An 18547-nucleotide genomic window follows, 5' to 3' on the forward strand; every position below is an offset into this window, starting at 1 on the left:
GCGGATGAATCGCTTTCAGGCATCGAAAAACGGATGGCGTCGGATCTCTTTTTCAGCGAAAAAGGGCTCGCCAGCGAGCAACACTGAATACGGGACACAGTACCCCTCGCCTGCTGCTATCGCCAATTCACCTTGACCTGTTAACGTGCGGTAATGACCTGTGGCATTCTCCTCGTAACACATCCCGGGGTCGGGACCGCCCTGCTAGACGTGGCGACCCGGCTGCTGCGGCAATTGCCGCTGAAAACCGAAGCTTTCGAAGTACCGTTCGACGCAGACCTGGACGCCCTGCTGCCACTTGCCTCGGCCGCCCTGCGGCGGGTCGACGGCGGTGAAGGCGTGCTGATCCTGACCGACCTGTACGGCGCCAGCCCCGCCAACCTTGCCGGGCAGCTGGCCCGGCTGGGGACCCCGGTTCGCCGGGTGTCGGCGCTGAGCCTGCCGATGTTGCTGCGGGTGATGAATTATCCGGAACAGGGACTGGATCAACTGCCCGCCACAGCCGCGGCGGGTACCCGTAATGGAGCGATAGTCGACGATGCTTGAACGAGAACTCACCGTCAGCAACCGCCTGGGCCTGCATGCCCGGGCCACCGCCAAGCTGGTGCAGACCCTGGCACCGTTCCGCTGCAACGTGACCATGGCCGCCAAGGGCCGTGAGATCAACGCCAAGAGCATCATGGGCGTGATGCTGCTGGCCGCGGGCCAGGGCACTCCGGTCACCGTGCGCATCAACGGCGAGGACGAAGCCGCCGCGATGGAGGCGGTGGTCGGCCTGTTCGAACGCCGCTTCGACGAGGACAGCTGAGCGTGCCACGCGCACGCGCCGGCCAGCTTCCCCCGGGCCAGCGGCCGGTACAACGGCTGGCCGGGCACGGCGCCGCCCGTGGTACGGCGATGGGCCGGGCCCGGGTGCGCCTGCCGCATGCGCTGGAAGTGGCCGAACAACGTGTCGCCCCCCACCAGGTCGAGGCCGAGCTGGCGCGCCTGCACCATGCCGTGGATGCCGCGCGCATGGAAATGCACGAGCTGCGGCAGCGCCTGCATGGCGCACTGAACCAGGAGGTGGGCGAGTTCCTGGACCTGCACGCGCTGCTGCTGGACGACCCCGAGCTGCTGTATGGCCTGGACGAACTGATCCGCAGCGGCCCGTACAGTGCCGGTTACGCCCTGCGCCTGCAGCGCGACCGCTTGGCCAAGGTCTTCGATGGCATGGACGATGCCTACCTGAAGAGCCGCATGGACGACCTGGACCATGTGATCGGCCGTATCCATGCCTTCCTGCAACCCGAACGCGCGCCGGCAATGAAGGGCCTGGCCGGCGAGATCCTGGTCTGCGACAACATCGCTCCGTCCGAGCTGGCGCAGCTGCAGGCGCAGGGCGTGGTCGGCATCGTCACCGCCGCCGGCAGCGCGCTGTCGCACAGCGCGATCCTGGCACGCAGCCTGCACCTGCCGCTGATCGTCAACGTGCCGCAGCTGCTGAGCCGCATCGCCGACGGCGACGTGCTGATCATCGACGGCGCCGACGGCAGCATCACCGCCAACCCGTTGGCGGACAACCTGCGTGACTACCGCACGCGCCTGAAGGAGCACGCACGCGAGCAGCGCGAGCTTGGCCGCCTGCGCAGCAAGCCCAGCCGCACCCGCGACCAGGTCGACATCGCCCTGCTGGCCAATGCCGAGTCGCTGGAAGACGTCACCCAGGCGCATGCGCTGGGTGCGCAGGGGCTGGGCCTGTACCGCACCGAATTCCTGTTCCTGCAGCGCAACGAGCTGCCGGACGAAGAAGAACAGTTCCAGACCTACCGGGATGCCGCGCTGGGCATGAGCGGCCGGCCCGTCACCATCCGCACGCTCGACCTGGGTGCGGACAAGGCCGATCGCACCGGCCTGACCCTGAGCAACGAAGAGAATCCGGCGCTGGGCCTGCGCGGCGTGCGCCTGTCGCTGGCACGACCCAAAGTGGCCGACACCCAGCTGCGCGCGATCCTGCGCGCCTCCGCCTACGGCAAGCTGCGCGTGCTGGTGCCGATGATCAGCACCCGCGAGGAACTGCTGGCGGTGCGCCGGCGCATGCTCAAGCTGAGCGAACAGCTGCGCGCCGAAGGCCACATGGTGGCCGAACACGTACCGCTGGGCGCGATGATCGAGGTGCCGGCGGCTGCACTGGCGCTGGAGAGCTTCATCGATCTGGTCGACTTCCTGTCGATCGGCACCAACGACCTGGTGCAGTACCTGCTGGCCGCCGACCGCAACAACGAGGCGCTGGGCGAGTTGTACTCACCGCTGCATCCCGCCGTGCTGCGGCTGCTGCAGATGGTGATCGAGACCGGCGCACGCCACCGTATTCCGGTCGCGGTCTGCGGCGAAATGGCCGGTGATGCGCGGATGACGCCGCTGCTGCTGGCACTGGGCCTGAGCGAGTTCAGCCTGCACCCCGGCACCCTGCTGGAAGTGCGCCGCGCGATCCGCGACGCTGACCTGGGCGCACTGCGCGCCCGCGCACCGAAACTGCTGGCCGCGCGTGACCGCCGTGCCATCGAACGCTGGCTGGCGCTGGTGGCCGATACGCCCTGATACCACCCGCTCGCCGGGCATGCATGCCTGGGGTCAGATCGCTTTTCCGCGGGAGAAGGATCTGATCCCGTCCCGTCGAAGGCCAAGAGGTTGCCGGCCAGCGGCCGGCACTACCGCCACCCGGCGGCTATGCGCTGAAACATCCCCTTGCGATAATGACGCGCTGAACACCCCTGTTGCCGCATCCTTGCCGGGATCGCGGCTTTTCTTATCCCGCGGGAGCTGCGATGGCTGAAGCCGTACGCCACGACAAGACTGCGCGCCAACTGCGGATGTTGTCCGATGCACTGGACAGCGGCCGGCTGGGCCCGGTGCGTCGGCTGGTCAATACCCTGGCCCCGGCCGAGATCGGCAACCTGCTTGAATCGCTGCCGCCGGGCAAGCGCGAAGTGGTGTGGGGCCTGGTGGATCCGGACGATGACGGCGAGGTGCTGGTCCACGTCGGCGACGACGTGCGCGAAAGCCTGCTCGCGGACATGGACCCGGACGAAATCATCGCCGCGGTCGAAGACCTGGACATCGACGATCTGGCCGACCTGGTCGAAGACCTGCCGGATACGGTCATCGACGAAGTCCTCAAGTCGATGGACCGCGAGAACCGCGAGCGCCTGGAACAGGTGCTGTCCTATCCCGAGGACAGCGCCGGCCGCCTGATGAACCCGGACGTGGTGACCGTGCGCGCCGACGTCAACGTCGACGTGGTGCTGCGCTACCTGCGCCTGCGCGGCGAACTGCCCGACCACACCGACCACCTGTTCGTGGTCAGCCGGCGCCATCAATACCTCGGCCGGGTGTCGCTGGCGGCCCTGGTGACCCACGAGGACACCACCCCGATCAACCGCCTGATCGATGACGAGCAGCCGGCCATCGACGTCGGCGAGAGCGACCAGGAGGTCGCCCGCCAGTTTTCCGACCACGACTGGATTTCCGCCCCGGTGGTGGATGAGAACAACATCCTGGTCGGTCGCATCACCATCGATGACGTGGTCGACATCATCCGTGGCCAGGCCGAGCATCAGGCGCTGGGCGCCGCCGGCCTGGACGAGGACGAGGACCTGTTCAGTCCGGTCTGGCGCGCGATGCGCCGCCGCCTGATGTGGCTGTCGGTGAACCTGTGCACGGCCTTCCTGGCCTCCAGCGTGGTCGGCCACTTCGAAGGCACGATCGACAAGCTGGTGGCGCTGGCCGTGCTGATGCCGATCGTGGCCGGCCTGGGTGGCAATGCCGGCACCCAGGTGCTGGCGCTGATGGTGCGCGGCCTGGCGCTGGGCCAGGTGGGCGCCTCCAACGCGCGCACGCTGCTGTGGAAGGAAGTGCGGGTGGCCGCGCTCAATGGCCTGCTGCTGGGCTCGATCCTGGGCATGATCGTGCTGGTCTGGTTCCACTCGCCGGGGCTATCGGCGGTGATCGCCATCGCGCTGACCTGCAACCTGCTGTTCGCCGCACTGGCCGGCGTGCTGGTGCCGCTGACCCTGAAACGCTTTGGCTTCGACCCGGCACTGGCCAGTGGCATCTTCCTGACCGCCGTGACCGACTCGATGGGCTTCTTCACCTTCCTCGGCCTGGCCACGCTGGTGCTGCTGCACTGATCTCTGCCGGGCCGGATCCCCGCAACGCGGAGCTCCGACCCACGCCAAAACCCAGGGTCGGATCTCCGCTGCGCGGGGCTCTGACCCGATTCCAACTGGACCCCCATGGCCACCACGATCGAAAACTATTTCCAGCCCGGCTGGCGCGACCAGCAGCACACCTGCCCGGCCTGCGAATGGAAGGGCAGTTCGCGCGCCATGGAGATGGAACTGGACGAGGACGCGACCGAGTACGCCTGCCCGGTCTGCGAAAACCCGTTGCTGGTGGTGCTGCACCCGGACCTGGCGCAGGTGCAGGCCGCCGCCGCCGAGGGCAACGCCGAGGCACAGGAGCAGCTGGCCATCATCGCCAGCGTGCCGCGGCCGCAGTGACGCAGCGCACGATGCCACGTTGACCTGCGCGGACTACGATGCGGCTGAACCCACCGCTTCTGGAACGCCGATGGTCCGTAGGATGATGCGCTGGCTGCCGATGCTGGCGGTCCTGATGATGGCCGGCTGCGCCTCGCAGCCGGACAGCGCGCGCGGCCGCTTCGAATCGCGTGCAGTGAAAGTGGATGGGCGTACCGCCTATTACCAGGTGTTCATTCCGGCAACCGCGGCGCGCACGCCTGGCGCACTGCCGGTGGTGCTGTTCCTGCATGGATCCGGCGAGCGTGGCGGCGACGGTGTCAAGCAGACCCATGCGGGGCTCGGGCCGCGCCTGCGCAGGCATGCGGCCGACTTCCCCGCATTGGCCGTATTCCCGCAGGTGCCGGGCCACCAGGAATGGAGCGGGCGCAACAACCGCGTCGCGCTGGCCGCCCTGGACGCCACCATCGCCGAGTTCGGTGCCGATCCCTCACGGCAGTACCTGACCGGAATGTCGATGGGCGGCTACGGCAGCTGGAACATCGCGCTGGATGACCCCGGGCGCTTCGCCGCGATCGTGCCCGTGTGCGGCGCGGTGCTGGCGCCGCGCGCGGTGCGCCCGACCCTGTTCGTCGAACGGGTGGCCCACGAAGCCGATCCGTATGCGGCCATCGCCCAGCGCCTGAGAGGCACGCCGATCTGGATCTTCCACGGTGCGCTGGATGACGTGGTGCCGCCGGATGACGACCGCCGGCTGCACGCCGCATTCCAGAGCGCCAACGCACGCGACGTGCGCTACACCGAATATCCGGACGGCAACCACAACGCCTGGGATGCCACCTACGCCGACCCGGCGATGTGGGACTGGCTGTTCGCGCAGAAGCGCTGAACCACGACGTCCGGTGGTTGCCCACCAAGGTTGGAATCCGCTTTCGGTGGGTGCCAACCTTGGTTGGGCACTATCTGCCCGCCCTGATCGGATTCGCCATCACATGCATTGCGTGCCGGAACAGCGATTCATGGGTAAGACCTTCCAGATCCAGACGCTGGAACGCCTGCATGGCGGTAACCGCAACGGCGTCATTGGCGAACAGAGCCGCCCGGCCAAGCACGTTCGTGGTGAGGATGTAGCTCTGGCCGATACTGGAATGACGGCCTGGCAGGAGACGGGTGCTGTTCATGCAGAAGAGCATGGGCGGGCGCATGTTCCCTGAACATCGGGAAATCACCTTCGCCCGGGTGGGCCAGTGCCAACCAAGGTTGGCACCCACCCCACCAGCAGTGCCAACCAAGATTGGCACCTGCCAAGGCGGGTCAGCCCAGCAGGGTTTCCAGCACGGCCATGCGCACGGCGACGCCGTTGGCGACCTGGCGCAGCACCCACGACTGCGGGCCGTCGGCCACGTCGTCGGTGACTTCCACGCCGCGGTTGATCGGGCCCGGGTGCAGCACTGCAGCGTCCTTGCCGGCGCGGGCCAGGCGCTCGCGGGTCAGGCCGTACTGGGCGTGGTACTGCTCCAGCGACGGCACCAGGCCTTCCTCCATGCGCTCGCGCTGCAGGCGCAGCATCATCAGCGCGTCGACGCCTTCGAGCATCGCGTCGAAGTCATCGCCGACCACGCAGCCCTTCAGGGTCTCGTCATCCGGCAGCAGCGACTGCGGGCCGCAGACGCGGATCTCGCCCACGCCCAGCGTACGCAGCGCATGCAGGTCGGTGCGGGCCACGCGCGAGTGCTTCACGTCGCCGACGATCACGACCTTCAACTTCGAGAAATCCGCGCCCTTGGCCTGGCGCAGGGTCAGCATGTCCAGCAGGCCCTGGGTCGGGTGCGAACTGCGGCCGTCACCGGCGTTGATCAGTGCAGTGCCCTCGCCCGCCGCCTCGGCCAGTGCGGCCACGGCGCCATCATCGGGATGGCGTACCACGAAGCCGCGTACGCCCATTGCTTCCAGGTTGCGCAGCGTGTCGCAGGCGGTTTCGCCCTTGCGGGTGGACGACGTCGACGCATCGAAGTTCAGCACGTCGGCGCCCAGGCGCTGTGCGGCCAGCTGGAACGAGCTGCGGGTGCGCGTGGACGGCTCGAAGAACAGCGTGCACACCGCCGAGCCGGCCAGCACGTGGCGCTTGTTGCCAACGCGGCCGACCGCGGCATCGCGGATCTGTCCGGCCCGATCAAGCAGTTGCAGCAGGGTTTCGCGCGGCAGGCCCTCCAGGGTCAGCAGGTGGCGCAGGCGTCCGGAGGCATCGATTTGCTGGGCGGTCATGGCGGGAGTCGTGCAGTCAGGGAATGGGGGTGGCGTCGTCCGGCGACGACAGCCAGCGGTCGATGATCACCGCTGCGGCCACGGCATCGAGGGCGGCCGCATCGCGGCGGCGCTTGCGCCCTTCGGCGCGCTCGACGGCGAAGCGGCGCGCGGCCTCGACCGAGCTGGAACGCTCGTCGATCATCACCACCGGCAGCTTGAAGCGTTCCCGCAGCTGGCGGGCAAAGCCCTGCGCGCGCTTGCGGTTGGGCTGGTCCTGGCCATCCAGCGTCAGCGGATCGCCGACCACCAGGCCGTCGGGCTTCCATTCCTTCAGCAGGCGCTCGATCGCGGTCCAGTCCGGGCCGTTGCCGTGCACATCGACCACGGCCACTGCGCGCGCATGCGCGGCGAAGGCACTGCCGATGGCCACGCCGATCCGGCGCGAGCCGACATCAAATCCCAGGACCGTGCCGTCGCGGCGGATGGCCGGAGCCGGAGGCGCCGCCGCGGGCGTGGTCGGCTCAGACATGGCCGCTGTAGTCGGTCAGCCGGAACAGGTCGACGCCGATGCGCGAGGCCGCTCCCTGCCAGCGCTGTTCCAGCGGCAGCTGGAACACGAGCTCGGCATCGGCCGGTACGGTCAGCCAGCTGTTCTCGGCCAGCTCGGTTTCCAGCTGGCCTGCCCCCCAACCGGCACAGCCGAGGGTAACCACGGCGTTGGCCGGGCCTTCGCCGCGCGCCATCGCTTCGAGGATGTCGCGCGAGGTGGTCAGGTACAGCCCTTCGCCGACGATCAGGCTGGAGTCCCACGCCCTTGCATCATCATGGATGACGAAGCCACGTTCGGGATGCACCGGGCCGCCGTTGAGCACCATGCGCGCCTGCAGCTCACCATCGCCGGTGGCGATGTCCATCTGCGCGAGCACTTCGCCCAGCGTGTACTCGGACGGCTGGTTGACCAGCACGCCCATCGCCCCGTTCTCGTCGTGCTGGCAGATCAGCGCGACGCTGCGGGCAAAGGTCGCGTCGAGCAGCGACGGCAGCGCGACGAGCAGGTGATCGGCAAGGGAGGTCGGCGTTACAGGCATGGCTGACATTCTAGCGGCTGGGCGCGCCGGGCGCCTCCACCCGGCGGTCACGGCGCGCATAATGACCTCCCCCCAGCGCAGGAGTTCGACGTGTCCGGTTACTGCCTCATCGCCCCGGGCCATCCGGTGCACGACGACTACCACGCCAACGAATACGGCTTTCCGCAGCGCGACGAGCGCGAGCTGTTCGAGCGGCTGGTGCTGGAAATCAACCAGGCCGGGCTCAGCTGGGAAACGATCCTGAAGAAGCGCGAGGGCTTCCGCGCGGCCTACGACGGCTTCGCGGTGGACCGCGTGGCGGCGTATGCCGAGCAGGACATTGAACGCCTGCTGTCGGACCCGGGCATCATCCGCAACCGCCTGAAGGTGCTGGCGGCGATCCACAACGCGCAGGTGATCCAGCAGCTGCGGGCCAGCCATGGCAGCTTCGCGGGGTGGCTGGACGCACATCATCCGCGCAGCAAGGCCGACTGGGTGAAGCTGTTCAAGAAGACATTCCGCTTCACCGGCGGCGAGATCACCGGTGAATTCCTGATGAGCCTCGGCTACCTGCCCGGCGCGCATGCCGCAGACTGCCCGGTGCATGCGCGGCTGCTGACACTGTCACCGCCCTGGTTGCAGGCCACCGCGCGCTGATGGATATCCTCCGGGCATGGCCCGGGGTCATCACCCGCGGCGTTCCGAGGCTGCCGGCCAGCGGCCGGCACTGCCGTCGGATCGTCACACGCCCATGTAGCGGCCGGGGCGATGGTTGAACATCAGCACCAGGCTGAGCACCACCGCGCCGATGGCCGAGTACAGCACCTTCGACGGCGACAGCACGAAGAACGCGGCCACCATCAGGCAGGCGTCGTAGGACATCTGCACCTTGCCCGCGCTCCAGCCACGGGTGCGCTGCAGGTACACCGCCAGGATGCCGATGCCGCCGAGGCTGGCACGATGGCGGATGAAGAACAGGATGCCCAGACCCGACAGCGCGCCACCGACGATCGCCGAGTACAGCGGGTTGATGTGCGAGAAGTCGATCCAGCGCGGCAACAGGTCGGTCAGCACGCCACAGGCGGTGACCGCAGCGAAGGTCTTCAGGGTGAATTCCCAGCCCATGCGCCGCAGCGCCACCCAGTAGAACGGCAGGTTGACCAGCACGAACACCAGGCCGAAGTTCCAGCCCATCGCGTAGTGCAGCAGGAACGCCAGGCCGGCCATGCCGCCGATCATCAGCCCCCCCTTGGCGAAGATGGCCAGGCCCAGCGAGGCCACCATCGTGGCCAGCACCATGCCCTGCACGTCCTCGGCGATCGAGTGACGCAGCGCTTTCTCATCGGCGGTGGTGCCGGCACTGTCGGGCGGAGGGGTCAGCGGACCAGCGGTGACCAGGTGGCCGTCAGCGTCGTCGCACGGCGCGGGGCCATGGGAAGGAAGGGACATGCAGGTGGGGGAACAGCAGGTGGGGAGCGGTATTAGACACGATCTGCATGACAGTTGCAGATGAAATCGTTCAGCTGAATGCGCCCCACTGTGCCCGCTCCGGCGCGGCTCAGCCCCTGCCGGCCAGATGGTGCGCCACCAGCGCGTTGGCATGGCCATGGCCCAGCCCGTGCTCACTTTTCAGGAAGCTGACCAGTTCCATGTGTTTCAGGCCCTTCTTCGCGGCCAGCAACCCGAACCAGTGCGCCACCGGTTGCCCATAGGTCCTCTCGATGGAGGGGAAGTAGGAGGCCGGGCCCTTGGGCTTGGTGTCAGTGCTCATGCGGAAGCTCCTTGCGTTGGATGTACCGTTGCGACGAACCGGGGAGCCGGAAATCGACAGATCCGTTCAATCCGGGAGCCGTATCATCCCTGCATGCCCCGTGAAAACCTCAACGACCTGCAGGCCTTCGTCCACGTCGCCCGCGAGGGCAGCTTCACCAAGGCCGCCGCCCAGCTGGGCGTATCCCAGTCCGCGCTCAGCCATGCCATGCGCGGCCTGGAACAGCGCCTTGGCGTGCGCCTGCTGACCCGCACCACCCGCAGCGTATCGACCACCGAAGCCGGCGCGCGTCTGCTCGACACCCTCGGCCCACGCCTGGCCGAGATCGAGGATGGCCTGGCCGCGCTGGCCGAGTACCGCGAGCGCCCGGCCGGCACCATCCGCATCAATGCCACCGGCCATGCGGCCGAGTACATTGCCTGGCCGCGGCTTGCGCCCCTGCTGCAGCAGTATCCGGAGCTGAAGGTGGAACTGGCCGCCGATTACGGGCTGGCCGATATCGTGGCCGAACGTTATGACATCGGCATCCGCCTCGGCGAGCGGCTGGCGCGCGACATGATCGCGGTGCCGATCAGCCCGCCGCTGCGCATGCGCGTGGTCGGCGCGCCCCGCTACTTCCGCCAGCACGTCGTGCCACGGCATCCGCACGAGCTGGCCGACCACAACTGCGTGACCCTGCGCCTGCCCACGCATGGCGGGCTGATGCCGTGGGATTTCGGCCAGGACGGCAACGAACTGAGCGTGCGCGTGAGCGGCCAGTGGACCTTCAACACCATGGGCATGACCCGCGCCGCAGCGCTGGCCGGCAGTGGACTGGCGTGGTTGCCGGAGGACCAGGTGCAGCCGATGCTGGACGATGGGCGACTGCAGTCGGTGCTGGATGACTGGTGCCCGCACTTCGATGGCTACTACGCCTACTACCCGTCGCGCCGCCACGTGACCGTGGCAATGCGCACGGTGCTGGATGCGCTGCGCGGGCCTATGCAGGGGTGAGGGTCAGGGAGTGCGGACCGACGGTCCGCACCCACCTGGTGATCAACCCTTGGCCTGCGCCGCACGCTGCGCGTTGTAGCGCTCGCCAACGATCGACACCTCGTCCAGCGCCTGCGCGATGCGTTGCAGTTCTTCCGGCGCCAGCTGCAGGTCGACCGCGCCCAGGTTTTCTTCCAGGCGATGAACCTTGGTGGTGCCCGGGATCGGCACGATCCACGGCGCCTGTGCCAGCAGCCAGGCCAGCGCCACCTGCGCCGGCGTCGCGCCCCGTGCTGCCGCGATCGTACTGATGCGATCCACCAGCGCCTGGTTGGCGCGGCGCGCCTCCACTTCGAAACGCGGCACGCTGTTGCGGAAATCGTTGGCGTCGAAGGTGGTGTCGGCGTTGATCGTGCCGGTGAGGAAGCCGCGGCCAAGCGGGCTGAATGGCACGAAGCCGATGCCCAGCTCCTGCAGCGTCGGCAGCAGTTCACGCTCCGGCTCGCGCCACCACAGCGAATACTCACTCTGCACGGCGGCGACCGGCTGCACCGCATGCGCGCGACGCACGGTGGCAGCGCTCGCCTCGGACAGCCCGAAGTGGCCAACCTTGCCTTCGGCGATCAGGTCGCGCACGGTGCCAGCCACATCCTCGATCGGCACGTTCGGGTCGACGCGGTGCTGGTAGAACAGGTCGATATGGTCGGTGCGCAGGCGCTTGAGGCTGGCTTCGGCGACGGCGCGGATGTTCTCGGGGCGGCTGTCCAGGCCGTCATCGGTGCGCGCGCCCTTGAATCCGAACTTGGTGGCAATCACCAGCCTGTCGCGGTGGGGCGCCAGCGCCCGTCCGAGCAGATCTTCGTTGGTGTACGGGCCGTACACCTCTGCGGTATCGAAGAAGGTCACGCCGCGCTCGACGGCGGCCTCCAGCAGAGCCACACCCTGGCTCTGCTCGACCGGCTGGCCGTAGGCATGGGTCAGGCCCATGCAGCCCAGGCCGAGGGCGGAAACCTTCAGGCCGCTGCGGCCCAGTTCGCGTGTCTGCATCGTCGTGCTCCAGAGGGGGAGTGCTGACGATACGCCTGTCGTGGCGCTGGATTGAGCCAGCCCGGCCGCAGTCGGTCATGACCGGAATTCATCAATCGCCTGTGGTGCCCGTCACTCCATGCCCTGCAGGGTGTCAGTGCAACCCGCCAGTTCCACCATCATCCTGCCGGTGTTGCGGAACGCCGGATCCCGCGGCACCCATCGTGCGAACCAACGCTGCTCGCCGTCCACCACGGACTCGAACATCCACGATGAGCCGTCAAGCCCAGCGCTCGAATCTTCGCCCTGCAACAGCGCAAACGCGGCGGCGATGGCGTTCCATTCCTGCGCACTCAGCGCGCGCGGTGGAGCGCACGTGCCACCCTTGATGACGGTGGCTGGGCTTCCGGGTAACGATCCAGGAATCTCGAAATCGCGCGCACTGCGCCCGACGATCCACGCGTGGCCCGCTGCATTGCGCTGCGCGCGTACTACCACGCCACGGAAGAATGGGGTATGCCAGACGAAGCGATACGCCTGGACCGGCACGCTGCCACAGCGGAACGACGGCTCCGGCAAGCCATCGAGATCCCGCAACGCGTCTCTGTAGGATGCCCTCGCAAACCCGGTGAAATCGAGGAACGGAAGCGAGCCCCTGCTACGCCGCTGTGCAGGCGGTGGCAGCAGATACCAGGCATGCGCCTGTGGATCGTCGCAGCCCTCGGCCGCGGCTGCCGGTTCGGGGGTACGGGCACAACCGGCCTGCAGCAGCACGGCGATGGCCAGTATCACGCTCGTAGTCACACGCATGCAGGCCTCCCTGGCAGGTTCACGCGGGCGTGCATCCGGCGCCGCGGTCATCCCGGAGCAGCGGGCGCCCGCAGGCGCCCGTCCGGTCAACGGATCTCCGAGATCTCCACGCCATCCAGTCCCTGCGACAGGGTGCGCGCGTCGCCGCCCTGGCTGAGCTTGATGCGCAGGCGCACCTCGTTCTGCGAGTCGGCGTAGCGCAGCGCGTCCTCGTAGCTGATCTCGCCGGCCTGGTACAGCTCGAACAGGCTCTGGTCGAAGGTCTTCATGCCCAGCTGGACCGAGTCCTTCATCACTTCCTTCAGCTTGTGGATCTCGCCGTCGCGGATGTAGTCCTGCACCAGCGGCGTGCCGAGCAGGATCTCCATCGCCACCTTGCGCGAGCGACCATCGGGCGACGGCACCAGCTGCTGCGCGACCACGCCCTTGAGGTTCAGCGACAGGTCCATCAGCAGCTGGTTGCGGCGGTCTTCCGGGAAGAAGTTGACGATGCGGTCCATCGCCTGGTTGGCGTTGTTGGCATGCAGGGTGCACAGCACCAGGTGGCCGGTTTCAGCGAACGCGATGGCGTGGTCCATGCCTTCGCGGGTACGCACCTCGCCGATCATGATCACGTCCGGCGCCTGGCGGAGGGTGTTCTTCAGCGCGGCTTCCCAGCTGTCGGTATCGATGCCGACCTCGCGCTGGGTGATGATGCAGCCCTCGTGCTTGTGCACGAATTCGATCGGGTCCTCGATGGTGATGATGTGGCCGGTCGAGTTCTGGTTGCGGTAGCCGATCATCGCCGCCAGCGAGGTCGATTTACCGGTACCGGTGGCGCCGACGAACAGGATGATGCCGCGCTTGGTCATCGCCAGCGTCTTGATGATCGGCGGCAGGCTCAGCTCTTCCACGGTCGGAATGCGCGTCTCGATGCGACGCAGCACCATGCCGACCTGGTTGCGCTGGTAGAAGCAGCTGACACGGAAGCGGCCGACACCGGACAGGCCGATGGCGAAGTTGCATTCGTGGGTCTTCTCGAATTCCTCGCGCTGCGCCGGGGTCATCACGTTGAGGACCAGGTCGCGGCTCTGCTGCGGCGTCAGTGGGGTCTGGGTGATCGGCGAGATCTTGCCGTTGACCTTCATCGCCGGCGGCATGCCGGCCGTGATGAACAGGTCCGAGGCGCGCTGGTGCGCCATCAGCTTGAGGAACGAAGTGAAATCGATGGTGGTCGCGGTGCTGTTCACGGCGGGCTCCCAAGAGGGCATGTACCAGGAAACGGTCGGTGGAGGAAACGGCACGGGGACGGCGCCGCACTGGTGCACGCCGCCCGTGGTTGTCCCGCCTTACTCGAACAGGCGCTTGTCCTTGGCGTACTCGCGGGCCTGGTTGCGGGTGATCAGGCTGCGCTTGACCAGGTCCTGCAGATGCTGGTCCAGGGTCATCATGCCGTACTGCTGGCCGGTCTGGATGGCCGAGTACATCTGCGCCACCTTGTCCTCGCGGATCAGGTTGCGGATGGCCGGGGTGCCGACCATGATTTCCCACGCTGCGGTACGACCGCCGCCAACCTTCTTCAGCAGCGCCTGCGAGATCACCGCACGCAGCGACTCGGACAGCATCGAGCGCACCATCGGCTTTTCGCCGGCCGGGAACACGTCGATGATGCGGTCGATGGTCTTGGCCGCCGAGCTGGTGTGCAGGGTGCCGAACACCAGGTGGCCGGTTTCCGCGGCGGTCAGCGCCAGGCGGATGGTTTCCAGGTCGCGAAGTTCGCCGACCAGGATGATGTCCGGGTCCTCGCGCAGTGCCGAGCGCAGCGCTTCGTTGAAGCCATGCGTATCGCGGTGCACTTCGCGCTGGTTGATCAGGCACTTCTGAGAGGTGTGCACGAATTCGATCGGATCCTCGACGGTGAGGATGTGGCCGTATTCGTTCTTGTTGATGTAGTCGATCATCGCCGCCAGCGTGGTCGACTTGCCCGAACCGGTCGGGCCGGTCACCAAGATCAGGCCCTGCGGCTGCTGGATCACTTCACGGAAAAGCGGCGGGCAGGCCAGGTCCTCGAGGGTGAGCACCTCGGACGGAATGGTACGGAACACCGCACCGGCGCCACGGTTCTGGTTGAACGCGTTCACACGGAAGCGCGCCAACGACGGGATCTCGAAGGAGAAGTCCACTTCGAGGAATTCCTCGTAATCGCGGCGCTGCTTGTCGGACATGATGTCGTACACCAGCGCATGGACCTGCTTGTGGTCCAGGGCCGGGATGTTGATCCGGCGAACGTCGCCGTCCACGCGGATCATCGGCGGCAGGCCTGCGGACAGGTGCAGGTCGGACGCTTTGTTCTTTACGGAAAACGCCAGCAGTTCGGCGATATCCATGAGCGGCTACTCCCCAATAACGGCTTCGACTGGAAGGATCTTTCCCCGGGCGGCAGTATAGCCTCCTGATTCAACGGAACGCGTTACGTGGCCACTCCCCTGCCCCAGATCCTGAGCAACCTGCATGGCGCCGCCGAGGCGGCCGGCCGGCCCGATCCGCGCCTGCTGGCGGTTTCCAAGACCCAACCGGCCGAGGCCGTGGCCGCGCTGGCCGCGCAGGGCCAGCAGGCCTTCGGCGAGAACTATGTGCAGGAAGCGCTGGCGAAGATGCAGGCGCTGCAGCACCTGGCGCTGGAGTGGCACCTGATCGGGCACCTGCAGTCGAACAAGGCCGAGGCCGTGGCTACCCACTTCGATTGGGTGCAGAGCGTGGACCGGCCCAAGCTGGTGACTGCGCTGGCACGCCATCGCCCGGCCGCACGCGGCCCGCTGAACGTGCTGATCCAGGTCAACATCGACGACGAATCCAGCAAGCACGGCTGTGCGCCGGAGGACGTCGAGGCATTGGCCGCCGCGATTACCGCTGAGCCCCGCCTGCGCCTGCGTGGCCTGATGGCGATTCCCGCGCCATGGCCCGAGGCCGAGCGTCGCCGCGATGCATTCGTGCGCATGCGCACACTTTTCCACTCACTGGCCGCCCAGCACGCGCAGGTCGACACGCTGTCGATGGGCATGAGCAGCGACTACGCCGACGCCATCGCCGAGGGCGCCACACTGGTGCGCATCGGCACCGCCCTGTTCGGCGCGCGCCCGCGCCCGGCCTGATCTTGCAAGGAGAGTTCCATGGCAGCTGATTCCATCACCTTCATCGGCGGCGGCAACATGGCGCGCAGCCTGATCGCCGGCCTGATCCGTCAGGGCGTGCCGGCCGCGCACATCCATGTGGCCGAACCGGTGGCCGCCCTGCGCGAGTCGCTGGCTGCCGACTTTGGCGTGCAGGTGCACGACAACGCAATCGATGCGGCCGCGCAGGGCGGCACCTGGCTGCTGGCGGTGAAGCCGCAGGTACTGCGCGAGGTCTGCCAGTCGCTGCAGGCGCTGGCCCAGGCGAACCGGCCGCTGGTGGTGTCGATCGCCGCCGGCATCACCAGTGCGCAGCTGGAGCGGTGGCTGGGTGGCAACCTGCCGGTGGTGCGGGCAATGCCCAATACGCCGGCCCTGCTCGGCGCCGGTGTGACCGGCCTGTACGCCACGCCGTCGGTGGATGCGCATCAGCACGCGCAGGCCGAACAGGTGCTGGCCAGTGCCGGCCGCACCGTGTGGATCGATCGTGAGGCGCTGATGGATTCGGTGACCGCCGTGTCCGGCAGCGGACCGGCCTATGTGTTCCTGCTGGCCGAAGCGATGGAAGCGGCGGGTATCGCCCAGGGCTTGCCCGCCGACGCCGCACGCACGCTGGTGGTGCAGACCCTGTTGGGCGCCTCGCGGATGCTCGATGAAGCCGGCGAAAGCCCGGCCGAGCTTCGTCGCCGCGTGACCTCGCCGAACGGCACCACCCAGGCCGCGATCGAGCGCTTCCAGGCGGGGGGGTTCGAAGCGCTGGTGGACAAGGCACTGCGCGCCGCGCAGGTACGCGGGCAGGAATTGTCTGCAGCGAATGATTGATTGCCCTGGGGCCAGATCCCTTTGCCGAGGGAAAGGGATCTGACTCCAGCTGCCACCCCACCTGCCCCGATGATCACGGCCCCAACGTGGCCATGACGAAATCGACGAAGCACTGCAGACGCGGGCGCGGGCGTCGATCAGGCAGGTAGATCAGGTGCATCGGCCGCGGTTCGGGCAAGTAATCGCGCAGCAGCGTCTTCAGTCGCCCCGCTGCGATCTCGCCAGCCAGCAACGCCGTCGGTTGCAGCACCAGACCCGCCCCGGCCACCGCGGCTTCGCGCAGCGCGAAGCCGTCGTTGCAGGTCAGCCGCGCCTCCCAATCCACCTGTTCGCCATTGGCCAGCTGCCAGCCATGGCCACCGCGCCAGGCCAGGTGGCTCAGGCAGTCATGCCCGGCCAGGTCCGCCGGCGTACGCGGTGTGCCACGCCGGCGCAGATAGGACGGCGCTGCGCACAGGCTCATCGCATACGGCGGCAGTGGACGCGCCACCACCTCCTGCGACGGCAGCGGCCCGACCCGGATCGCAACGTCGAAGCCGTCCTCGATCAGGTCCACGCGGCGGTTGCTCAGGTCCAGCTCGACGTTCAGCAACGGCTGCGCACGCAGCAGTCCGGACAGTACCGGCGCCAGCACGCAGCTGCCCCACGTGGTCGGCGCGCTGACCCGCAGCAGGCCGCGCGGCTGCACCTGCAGCCCGGCCACGTCCGCCTCGGCCTGCTGCACCTGCTCCAGCACCTGCCGGCATCCGGCCAGGTAGGCGCTGCCGGCTTCGGTCAGGCGCTGGCGCCGGGTGTTCCGTTGCAGCAAGGCGGTGCCCAGGTGCGCCTCCAGCTGCTGGATGTACTTGCCGACCATCACCGCCGACACCTGCAGCTGTTCGGCGGCAGCGGCAAAGCTGCCGCGTTCGGCAACCGCGACGAAGGCCTGCATGCAGCGAAGGGTATCCATTGCTAATCCACGGTTAGGAATCTGCAAAGCATACGCCGCTTACCTAACCCGCTTGTGACGGCGCAGACTGCGCTCACTCCCTCACGCAAGGAACGACCATGAAGATCCTCCTCGTCGGTGCCAGCGGCACCCTCGGCCAGGCGGTCGCCCGCCAGCTCGGCCAGCAACACCAGATCCTCGCTGCCGGCCGCCACAGTGGTGAGCTGCGCGTGGACCTGACCGATGATGCGAGCGTCGCCGAACTGTTCGCGCGTACCGGCGCGGTCGATGCAGTGATCTCGACCGCAGGCACGCTGCATTTCGGACCGCTGCAGGAAATGACCCCGGCCCAGTTCAACGTCGGCCTGCAGGACAAGTTGCTGGGCCAGGTGCGGCTGGCACTGGCCGCCCAGCATCACCTCAACGCCGGCGGCTCGATCACGCTGACCAGCGGCATCGTCAGCGCCCAGCCCATCCGCGACGGCGTCAACGCCACGTCGGTGAATGCCGCGCTGGAGGGCTTCGTGCGCGCCGCCGCTTTGGAACTGCTGCCGCGCGGCCTGCGCATCAACGTGGTCAGCCCAAACGTGCTGATCGAATCGATGGCGGCCTACGGTCCCTACTTCCCCGGTTTCGAAGCGGTCAGCGCGCAGCGCGCGGCGCTGGCCTTCCAGCGCGCGGTGGAAGGCATCCAGAGCGGAGAGACCCTCACGGTCTGGTAAGAAAAAAAGGGGACGGAGGGGATTAAGTCGTTTGTGCACTTGCGACTTAATCCCCTCCGTCCCCTTTTTTCATTCCCAGCGCATCGGGCCGTCGCCGCGTTCGCCGAGGACATCGCCGGGGTTGGCCAGACGGCAGCGCTGCAGCGACAGGCAGCCACAGCCGATGCAGCCGGTCAGTTCATCGCGCAGCCGCTGCAGCATGTGGATGCGCTCCTCCAGCTCGGTGCGCCAGCGCGCGGACAGCCTGGCCCAGTCGGCCTTGGTCGGCGCGCGCCCCTCGGGCAGGCTCTCGAAGGCCCGCCCGACCGCTTCCAGTGGCATGCCGACACGCTGCGCCACGCGGATCACCGCCAGGCGCCGCAGCACATCGCGGCTGTAACGGCGCTGGTTGCCCGAGGTGCGCAGGCTGCTGATCAGCCCCTTGCGCTCGTAGAAATGCAGCGCGGACACGGCCACGCCACTGCGCTGGGAGACTTCGCCTACGCTGAGCTCCGGGAATGCCATTGCTTGACC

At 67.7% G+C, this 18547-nt stretch carries 22 protein-coding genes and 1 pseudogene; 12 read left to right on the top strand and 11 right to left on the bottom strand.

Annotated elements, in window-relative coordinates:
• The first annotated feature begins 153 nt into the window (after positions 1–153).
• From AC5P9C_RS16650 to AC5P9C_RS16680, 7 genes are all read left to right on the top strand, one after another.
• Entirely contained in the window at positions 154–546 is a 393-nt protein-coding gene (locus AC5P9C_RS16650; protein WP_010483657.1) for a PTS sugar transporter subunit IIA, read from the top strand.
• Positions 539–808 (top strand): HPr family phosphocarrier protein, encoded by a 270-nt coding sequence (locus AC5P9C_RS16655; RefSeq protein ID WP_005408385.1) that lies wholly within the window; start codon positions 539–541, stop codon positions 806–808. Before AC5P9C_RS16650 ends, AC5P9C_RS16655 begins: the two co-directional genes overlap by 8 nt.
• Positions 809–810: 2 nt before the next feature.
• Positions 811–2580 (top strand): phosphoenolpyruvate--protein phosphotransferase, encoded by a 1770-nt coding sequence (ptsP, locus tag AC5P9C_RS16660; RefSeq protein WP_049469655.1) that lies wholly within the window; start codon positions 811–813, stop codon positions 2578–2580.
• 227 nt (positions 2581–2807) lie between these two features.
• Positions 2808–4169 (top strand): magnesium transporter, encoded by a 1362-nt coding sequence (mgtE, locus tag AC5P9C_RS16665; protein WP_053462353.1) that lies wholly within the window; start codon positions 2808–2810, stop codon positions 4167–4169.
• Between the two features lie 105 nt (positions 4170–4274).
• Positions 4275–4541 (top strand): hypothetical protein, encoded by a 267-nt coding sequence (locus AC5P9C_RS16670; protein ID WP_049469661.1) that lies wholly within the window; start codon positions 4275–4277, stop codon positions 4539–4541.
• Positions 4542–4611: 70 nt separating this feature from the next.
• Positions 4612–5409 (top strand): carboxylesterase family protein, encoded by a 798-nt coding sequence (locus AC5P9C_RS16675; RefSeq protein ID WP_495205215.1) that lies wholly within the window; start codon positions 4612–4614, stop codon positions 5407–5409.
• Between the two features lie 130 nt (positions 5410–5539).
• A complete protein-coding gene (locus AC5P9C_RS16680; protein WP_160321013.1) occupies positions 5540–5734 on the top strand; it encodes a hypothetical protein in 195 nt (64 codons plus the stop codon).
• Positions 5735–5834: 100 nt separating this feature from the next.
• On the opposite strand, the gene AC5P9C_RS16685 is transcribed toward AC5P9C_RS16680, so the two are convergent.
• From AC5P9C_RS16685 to AC5P9C_RS16695, 3 genes are read right to left on the bottom strand one after another with little or no spacing between them, the layout of a single operon-like run.
• Positions 5835–6785, bottom strand: coding sequence for an aspartate carbamoyltransferase catalytic subunit (locus AC5P9C_RS16685; protein WP_049469670.1), 951 nt, complete (start codon positions 6783–6785; stop codon positions 5835–5837).
• A gap of 16 nt (positions 6786–6801) precedes the next feature.
• Positions 6802–7296, bottom strand: a complete 495-nt coding sequence (ruvX, locus tag AC5P9C_RS16690; protein WP_049469673.1) for a Holliday junction resolvase RuvX — start codon at positions 7294–7296, stop codon at positions 6802–6804.
• The gene (locus AC5P9C_RS16695) at positions 7289–7855 is read right to left on the bottom strand and encodes a YqgE/AlgH family protein (protein ID WP_049469678.1); all 567 of its coding nucleotides are present in this window, start codon (positions 7853–7855) and stop codon (positions 7289–7291) included. Before AC5P9C_RS16695 ends, ruvX begins: the two co-directional genes overlap by 8 nt.
• A 90-nt stretch (positions 7856–7945) precedes the next feature.
• Between AC5P9C_RS16695 and AC5P9C_RS16700 the strand changes: the two genes are divergently transcribed.
• A complete protein-coding gene (locus AC5P9C_RS16700; protein WP_164688130.1) occupies positions 7946–8491 on the top strand; it encodes a DNA-3-methyladenine glycosylase I in 546 nt (181 codons plus the stop codon).
• Between the two features lie 84 nt (positions 8492–8575).
• Here AC5P9C_RS16700 and AC5P9C_RS16705 read toward each other — a convergent pair whose 3' ends face one another.
• A complete protein-coding gene (locus AC5P9C_RS16705) occupies positions 8576–9283 on the bottom strand; it encodes a YitT family protein (RefSeq protein WP_049469684.1) in 708 nt (235 codons plus the stop codon).
• A 109-nt stretch (positions 9284–9392) separates the two neighbouring features.
• A complete protein-coding gene (locus AC5P9C_RS16710; protein ID WP_057495181.1) occupies positions 9393–9605 on the bottom strand; it encodes a DUF4287 domain-containing protein in 213 nt (70 codons plus the stop codon).
• A gap of 93 nt (positions 9606–9698) precedes the next feature.
• Between AC5P9C_RS16710 and AC5P9C_RS16715 the strand changes: the two genes are divergently transcribed.
• Positions 9699–10598 carry a LysR family transcriptional regulator gene (locus tag AC5P9C_RS16715; protein WP_057495180.1) on the top strand — a complete coding sequence of 300 codons (900 nt, stop codon included), beginning with the start codon at positions 9699–9701 and terminating at the stop codon, positions 10596–10598.
• 42 nt (positions 10599–10640) lie between these two features.
• Here the strand turns inward: AC5P9C_RS16715 and AC5P9C_RS16720 are convergent, their stop codons facing one another.
• From AC5P9C_RS16720 to AC5P9C_RS16735, 4 genes are all read right to left on the bottom strand, one after another.
• Complete coding sequence (locus AC5P9C_RS16720) at positions 10641–11624, bottom strand: aldo/keto reductase (protein WP_049469693.1); 984 nt, start codon at positions 11622–11624, stop codon at positions 10641–10643.
• A 111-nt stretch (positions 11625–11735) separates the two neighbouring features.
• Positions 11736–12464: a hypothetical protein gene (locus AC5P9C_RS16725; RefSeq protein WP_343542919.1), complete on the bottom strand. Its 729-nt coding sequence runs from the start codon at positions 12462–12464 to the stop codon at positions 11736–11738.
• A 35-nt stretch (positions 12465–12499) separates the two neighbouring features.
• Positions 12500–13642: a PilT/PilU family type 4a pilus ATPase gene (locus AC5P9C_RS16730; RefSeq protein ID WP_014036222.1), complete on the bottom strand. Its 1143-nt coding sequence runs from the start codon at positions 13640–13642 to the stop codon at positions 12500–12502.
• A gap of 99 nt (positions 13643–13741) precedes the next feature.
• Positions 13742–14779: a type IV pilus twitching motility protein PilT gene (locus tag AC5P9C_RS16735; RefSeq protein WP_004147099.1), complete on the bottom strand. Its 1038-nt coding sequence runs from the start codon at positions 14777–14779 to the stop codon at positions 13742–13744.
• Positions 14780–14866: 87 nt separating this feature from the next.
• Between AC5P9C_RS16735 and AC5P9C_RS16740 the strand changes: the two genes are divergently transcribed.
• Positions 14867–15544 (top strand): YggS family pyridoxal phosphate-dependent enzyme, encoded by a 678-nt coding sequence (locus AC5P9C_RS16740; RefSeq protein ID WP_329853504.1) that lies wholly within the window; start codon positions 14867–14869, stop codon positions 15542–15544.
• Between the two features lie 18 nt (positions 15545–15562).
• Positions 15563–16384 (top strand): pyrroline-5-carboxylate reductase, encoded by an 822-nt coding sequence (gene proC / locus AC5P9C_RS16745; RefSeq protein ID WP_074726409.1) that lies wholly within the window; start codon positions 15563–15565, stop codon positions 16382–16384.
• Positions 16385–16457: 73 nt separating this feature from the next.
• Here proC and AC5P9C_RS16750 read toward each other — a convergent pair whose 3' ends face one another.
• Positions 16458–17333 (bottom strand): LysR family transcriptional regulator, encoded by an 876-nt coding sequence (locus tag AC5P9C_RS16750; RefSeq protein ID WP_343543812.1) that lies wholly within the window; start codon positions 17331–17333, stop codon positions 16458–16460.
• 71 nt (positions 17334–17404) lie between these two features.
• Here AC5P9C_RS16750 and AC5P9C_RS16755 point away from each other — a divergent pair.
• A pseudogene (locus tag AC5P9C_RS16755) lies at positions 17405–18034 on the top strand (short chain dehydrogenase); the annotation flags it as partial.
• Positions 18035–18103: 69 nt separating this feature from the next.
• On the opposite strand, the gene soxR reads toward AC5P9C_RS16755, so the two are convergent.
• Positions 18104–18538: a redox-sensitive transcriptional activator SoxR gene (soxR, locus tag AC5P9C_RS16760; protein WP_053462342.1), complete on the bottom strand. Its 435-nt coding sequence runs from the start codon at positions 18536–18538 to the stop codon at positions 18104–18106.
• Between the last annotated feature and the right edge of the window lie 9 nt (positions 18539–18547).

It is taken from the genome of Stenotrophomonas sp. YJH_SMC_10 (assembly GCF_059371555.1).